The following is a 6,266-nucleotide window of genomic DNA, read 5'->3' as shown; positions in this document are numbered from 1 at the left end:
TGTCTCCGATTGAATATCGAAAACATACCGACCAGATGATCGCTTAATATTTACTCCAACTTTTGGGGTTCACTTCAGAACCTGCTTAATCACTTTTTTGTTTAGACATTTTGTTCAAATGAAAGTTCAATTAAATATTTATCATGATGTGTCAGATACACGGTTGTTACCCAGACGTCCATATAGTCAGGGATGGAATGATCTAATTTATCGTTAAAGTAATCTAATAAATCACCGTGTTTTGAAACGAAATCATCAGTGAGACGATTAACAGTTAGTTTATCTGGTAAAAAATAAATATCAGCATCAGCTACTTTGACGCTTCCTGGTATGACGAGGGTTATTGAATTAGTATAGGTCAAGCGTGAAAAGAAAACGTCTTCTGGATGTCGTCTGACATAAGATAAGACGAAGAATATAGAATCTGAATTACTAGCCATAAGTGACACTCCCCATCTAAATGATTTACTTCATTATACCAATTTAAACGAAAATGTTTTGATTTATTTTATTATAGTCGTAGACAGACTAAATTTAAAAATATATTTTAGGTTTTTACTTAGGTAAAATCTTAATGGTAGCGTATACTTGAAGGTACAAATATAAACCATTTTATGGAGGTGCAGGCGATGAAGACAGTTCATTTTTATTTAGTAAGACATGGTCAAACACGATTGAACAGATTAAAGAGGCTACAAGGCGTGACTAATTCTCGTCTGACACACAAGGGGCGAGAGGCAGCTAGAAATTTGGGAACACAATTAAAAGATGTCTATTTTGAAGCCGTGTACACAAGTGACTTAAAACGAACGCAAGATACTGCGGACTTTATTCTTGAAAAGCATGACTCTTCGTTTGAATTTCAACCATTAAGAGGACTTCGAGAAGTCGATTTTGGTCGACTAGAAGAGATGAAAAATAAAGATTTAATTCCAATGCTTGTTAAAAAATTTGGTTTTTTTAAAGTGAGTCAGGCCGTTTTAGGGCATAATCGCTTTAGAAACTTAGTAAATATGTTCGCAGAGCTTGAAGGAACTAGCCAAGCTGAAACATATGATAAGATGACTAGTCGAATAATTGATACATTAACGGATATTGGGAATCAGTACCAGACGCAGGGAGGAAATATTTTAATTGTGTCTCATGGTCTTGTGTTATCAAGTTTTATCGACAGCTTAGAAAAAAATCAACTTCCAACGATGCTCTTGAAGAATGCTAGTGTTAGTAACGTTGATTTTAAAAAAGGTAAATTTACAATTGTGAAGATTAATCAAAAGGGGTGATTACGATTGCTATATCCTAAAACGATAAATAAAATTCGACAGTTAGTTAATGATGGTATTGTTCCTGGTGCTTCATATGGGGTTATCCATCATAATACAATTAGCAATCAAAACTATTTGGGATATTCGCAATTAGTCCCTGAAACTGAACAATTAGCTGACAATGCACTTTACGACGTTGCATCACTAACTAAAGTGATAGGAACAACAACTCTTATTTTAAAATTACAAGAAGAGGGTCGTTTGAATGTTGATGATTCCGTAAAAAAATACCTACCAAATTATCAGGACGAACGGGTGACTTTACGGCATATGTTGACGCATACGGCAGATTTTCAAGGGTATATTAAAAATCGAAATCAATTATCGGAACCAGATTTAAAACAAGCACTATTCGGACTAAGTAATGGTGAAAATCTTGGAAAAAAAGTTATTTATAGTGATATCGGACTAATTTTTTTAGGATATATTATTGAAAGTATTTTAAAAATTCCTGTTCAGCAAGCATTGCAGCAAGAAGTCTTAAATCCCTTAGGATTAACTGATAGTACTTTTAGTCCAAATATCTCAAGAAGTGTTCCAACTGAGATTATTCCTGACTTAGGTCTTTTAAAGGGTATTGTTCATGACCCCAAAGCACGGATTTTAAAAGAACATTGTGGATCGGCAGGGTTATTTTCCACTGTATCCGACTTATTACGATTTATGCAGTGGTTTATGTCAGATGGTCCTGAACGTCCAGTATTACGGCCGGAGACGACGCAAATGTTATTCTCAGATCAAACACCTACAAGAAGCTTGGGTCGTTCACTTGGCTGGGATCTTCGTGGAGATGGCGATTGCTTATCTGTCTATCATACTGGTTATACAGGAACATTTATAATAATGGATCAATCCATGCAAGACGGGTTGGTTGTCTTAACGAATAGGGTACATCCGACGAGTGATAATAGTCTCTATTTGGTAAAACGAGATGAAATTATAGAAAGCTTTTTAACGGAAAAAGCTGGATTGTAACCGATTAACATTCAAAAATGTAACCGCTTATGATAAAATAAACCAATAATATGTTTAACGAAGGAGAGAGCAACTAATGACAGAACCTTTATTCTTAAAACCTGTATTACAAGAAAAAATTTGGGGTGGTGATCATCTTAAAACGGTCTTTGGATATGATATTCCAAGTAATCATACTGGTGAACTTTGGGCTATTTCCGCACACTCACATGGCCCAAGTACTGTTTTGAATGGTCCATTTGCTGGCAAAACATTGAATGAAGTCTGGGATTCAAATCGTGAAGTTTTTGGTAATGCTAAAGGGGATGTTTTTCCACTTCTAACTAAAATTTTAGATGCTAATCAAGATTTATCAGTTCAAGTACATCCGGATGATACTTATGCAATGCAACATGAGCATGAACTTGGTAAAACAGAATGTTGGTATGTTATTTCAGCCGAACCTGGGGCAGAACTTATTTATGGGCACCATGCTAAAACACGTGAAGAATTAGCGGAAATGATTCATGACGAAAGATGGGATGATTTATTTACGCATGTACCTGTTAAAGCGGGAGATTTCTTTTATGTTCCTAGTGGTACAATTCATGCCATTGGTTCTGGTGTGATGGTCCTTGAAACGCAACAAAGTAGTGATACAACATATCGTGTTTACGATTTTGACCGTGTGGATGCAACAACGGGTAAGAAGCGTGACTTGCATATTCAACAATCGATTGATGTTACTAATGTGCCTAATAAAGTTCCTGAACTCGATATTCAAACAAAAATGGTCGGGGATGCCAAAGTAACAACCTTTGTTAAAACACCATTCTTTAGTGTTTATGAATGGTTGATTTCAAACGGATCAGCAAATTTTAAAAGAACAGTCGCACCTTATACTCTTGTTTCAGTTTTAAAAGGTGAAGGTCAGATTAAAGTCGATGATAAAATATATGATTTAAAAATGGGTATGCATTTTATTTTACCAAACGAAGTTAAAGAATGGACAATTACAGGTGATATGCAAATTATTGCATCAGAACCTGGAGAAAAAGCATAAAAAAATAAAGATTCAAACAATAATATACTATTGTTTGAATCTTTATTTTTTTACTAAAATGTTGGTTCGATAACGAGTGCTTCTTGTTGACTAAAATCAACATCTGGATATTTACGATGCAACGCAAGCAGTAGTAGACGTTTAGCTAATTCACCATTTCTTGTTAAGATTGGGCCATGGAAATATGAACCAAAAACGTTTTTGTAAATGACACCTTCTGAAGCATCACTACCATTATTACCTTTACCTTTTAACACTTTACCAAGTGGTCGTTCATCTTTACCGAGGAAGGTCATCCCGTTATGATTTTCAAAACCATGGTAAGTTTCACCGGTATCTTCATTTTGAATCGTAATATCTCCGATAAAACGATTGTCATCTTGTGTCTCTGTATAATGACTCATTGCACCAATGCCAGGAATTTTTTCACCATCAGCACCGACATAATATTGACCAAGTAATTGGTAACCGCCACAAATTGCGAGGAGGGGACCGTTATCTTCAATATAGTCGGTTAAGGCCTCTTTTTTGTCTTGAATATCTTTTGAGACAATTTTTTGTTCGAAATCTTGTCCACCACCAAAGAAAGTTAAGTCAAAATGATCTTTGTCAAAAGGTTGATCTAAACTGATGACTTCAGTTTGTAAGTCAGTATCCATTTGCTTGGCATAATATTCTAACACCAATAGGTTACCAACATCACCATAAGTATTTAATAAGTCACCATATAAATGGGCGACGTTTAAATGATATTTTGCCATTATTACATGCCCTCCTTGATATAACCATCATTAGCGAGTGATTTACGTAACTGTAAAACAGCTGTATAAGTGGCTAAAACGTAAATATGTTTTGTGGGGAAGGTTTTAAGTTGTTCGATAACTTTAGCAATGTCAGGTTCTTTAATTAATTGTTCATCTTTGACACCAGCGACCTTAAAACGGAATGAAACATCTTTATAACGTTCACCACCCGTCATGAATTGAGGAATGTTCATTTGTGTTAATTGTTCGAAATTCCCATCCCAAATCCAACTGGTATCAATACCATCTGCGTAATTTGCATTTAATAAGAAGGCCAACGAGAATGGTTCTGTATCTGTTGCAATCATATCTAGTACCTGATCGAGGCCAACTGGATTTTTAACTAAAACTAAGGTAATGTCTTTGTCTTCAACATGGATGACTTCTTGTCGACCAAAGACTTGCTCATCGTCTTCACTTAATGTATTACTAATTGTTGCAGGACCAACATTGAAGACACGACCAACTGCATAAGCAGCAAGGGCGTTGTAGATGTTATATAAACCGCCGACATGAATTTCCATGGGTTGTCCATCAACTATAAAGTGAGATGATGTGGGTGTTTGTTCTAAAAGTGATGTTAATTGGTAGTCTAATTTTGGACGACTAAAATGACAGTTTGGACAATAATATTTCCCGAGATTAGCATACGTACGGGTTTTATAATGTAAGATATGTTGACAAACTGGACAAAGAATCCCATCAGTATTCGTAGGTGCTAAACTTTCTGTTTCCTCTTCATGATTAAAACCGTAGAAAACAAAAGGATTTGGTAATTCAATTGAATGGAAAATGGGTGCATCACCATTTGCAATAATTGTTGCATTGGGTGCTAATTTAATCCCATCAATAATTTTTTTGTAAGTTGTATAAATTTCACCGTAGCGGTCCATTTGATCACGGAAAATATTTGTTAGAACAAATGCTTTAGGCGTGATGTATTGGGTTACTTTAATGACATTTGCTTCATCAACCTCAAGAACAGCAAGAGGACGCTCATTTTTTTTGCGCTTATCCGTTAGAAATGCTGTGATAATACCTTGTTCCATATTTGATCCAGCAGAGTTTGTTAAGATATGGTCATATTTAGCACCTAAAACCTTAACTGTTAAGGCGGTTGTTAAGGTTTTACCGTTGGTTCCAGTGATGACAATAACGTCATAATTAGCACCTAATGTTTTTAAAATTTCTGGATCTAACGCGGCAGTTATTTTGCCGGGTAGAGAGCTACCACCTTTTAGAAAGGTGTGCAAAAACCAATATGATGATTTCCCTGCGACAGTTGCTATTGAGCTTTTTATCGTCATTAAAATATCCTCCGTTTACAGAAAATTGACTACATAGGATAGAATCCACGTCATAGCCTACTTTACTGAATTTATATTATGTCTATAATAGCATAATTACAAAATTCTACATATAAAATGCCTAATATTAAGAAAAAATTTTTATTTAATGAAATCCAAGCTTAAATCGGATATACTTAAAGACGGAAATCTGAAAAACAGAAGAGGTTTATTATGGCGCAATTATTTTTTAAATACGGTGCAATGAATAGTGGTAAGACAATTGAAATCTTAAAAGTTGCGCATAATTATGAAGAACAAAATAAATCAGTTATTATTTTAACAAGTGGTGTGGATGACAGGGATGGTGTTGGATTTGTTTCAAGTCGAATTGGATTGAAACGTGAGGCGACACCTATTTTTGAAGAAACAAATGTCTTTGATTTAGTTCAACAGACTAATTCAAATGCTGCTTGTGTTTTAATAGACGAATCACAATTTCTAAAACAAGCACATATTATTCAATTAGCTAAAATTGTGGATGAATTAAATATTCCAGTTATGGCTTTTGGGTTAAAGAATGATTTTAAAAACGAATTGTTTGAAGGATCAAAATATTTATTATTATATGCTGACAAGATTGAAGAAATGAAAACAATTTGCTGGTTTTGTCATAAAAAGGCCATCATGAATTTACGTATTCATGATGGTAAACCTGTATATGCTGGCGAACAAATTTTAATAGGTGGTAATGAAGATTATTATCCAGTATGTCGTAAACATTATAACAATCCGTTGATGACACAATTACAATAATCAGATAGACTAGAAAGAT

At 34.6% G+C, this 6,266-nt stretch carries 7 protein-coding genes; 4 read left to right on the top strand and 3 right to left on the bottom strand.

The features are described from left to right. Positions 1-101 precede the first annotated feature (101 nt). Positions 102-440 carry a hypothetical protein gene (locus AC1RPU_RS05895; RefSeq protein WP_481761632.1) on the bottom strand — a complete coding sequence of 113 codons (339 nt, stop codon included), beginning with the start codon at positions 438-440 and terminating at the stop codon, positions 102-104. Between the two features lie 189 nt (positions 441-629). Here AC1RPU_RS05895 and AC1RPU_RS05890 point away from each other — a divergent pair, with 189 nt between their 5' ends. From AC1RPU_RS05890 to manA, 3 genes are all read left to right on the top strand, one after another. Further along, positions 630-1,283 (top strand): histidine phosphatase family protein, encoded by a 654-nt coding sequence (locus tag AC1RPU_RS05890; protein WP_409022293.1) that lies wholly within the window; start codon positions 630-632, stop codon positions 1,281-1,283. A gap of 6 nt (positions 1,284-1,289) precedes the next feature. Next, entirely contained in the window at positions 1,290-2,300 is a 1,011-nt protein-coding gene (locus tag AC1RPU_RS05885) for a serine hydrolase domain-containing protein (RefSeq protein ID WP_481761633.1), read from the top strand. 76 nt (positions 2,301-2,376) lie between these two features. Then, positions 2,377-3,342, top strand: a complete 966-nt coding sequence (gene manA, locus AC1RPU_RS05880) for a mannose-6-phosphate isomerase, class I (protein WP_481761634.1) — start codon at positions 2,377-2,379, stop codon at positions 3,340-3,342. Between the two features lie 53 nt (positions 3,343-3,395). Here the strand turns inward: manA and AC1RPU_RS05875 are convergent, their stop codons facing one another. Next, positions 3,396-4,103 (bottom strand): type 1 glutamine amidotransferase, encoded by a 708-nt coding sequence (locus AC1RPU_RS05875; RefSeq protein WP_409022296.1) that lies wholly within the window; start codon positions 4,101-4,103, stop codon positions 3,396-3,398. A gap of 2 nt (positions 4,104-4,105) precedes the next feature. Further along, positions 4,106-5,452, bottom strand: a complete 1,347-nt coding sequence (locus AC1RPU_RS05870) for a MurT ligase domain-containing protein (protein ID WP_481761635.1) — start codon at positions 5,450-5,452, stop codon at positions 4,106-4,108. A gap of 213 nt (positions 5,453-5,665) precedes the next feature. Between AC1RPU_RS05870 and AC1RPU_RS05865 the strand changes: the two genes are divergently transcribed. Beyond that, positions 5,666-6,247, top strand: coding sequence for a thymidine kinase (locus tag AC1RPU_RS05865; RefSeq protein WP_409022298.1), 582 nt, complete (start codon positions 5,666-5,668; stop codon positions 6,245-6,247). Positions 6,248-6,266: the final 19 nt, after the last annotated feature.

The sequence above is a fragment of the Dellaglioa sp. CoH-55-MRSF-7 genome (genome assembly GCF_056782235.1).
Note: the sequence above shows the minus strand (reverse complement) of the source record. Positions and strands in the feature narration are given on the sequence as shown.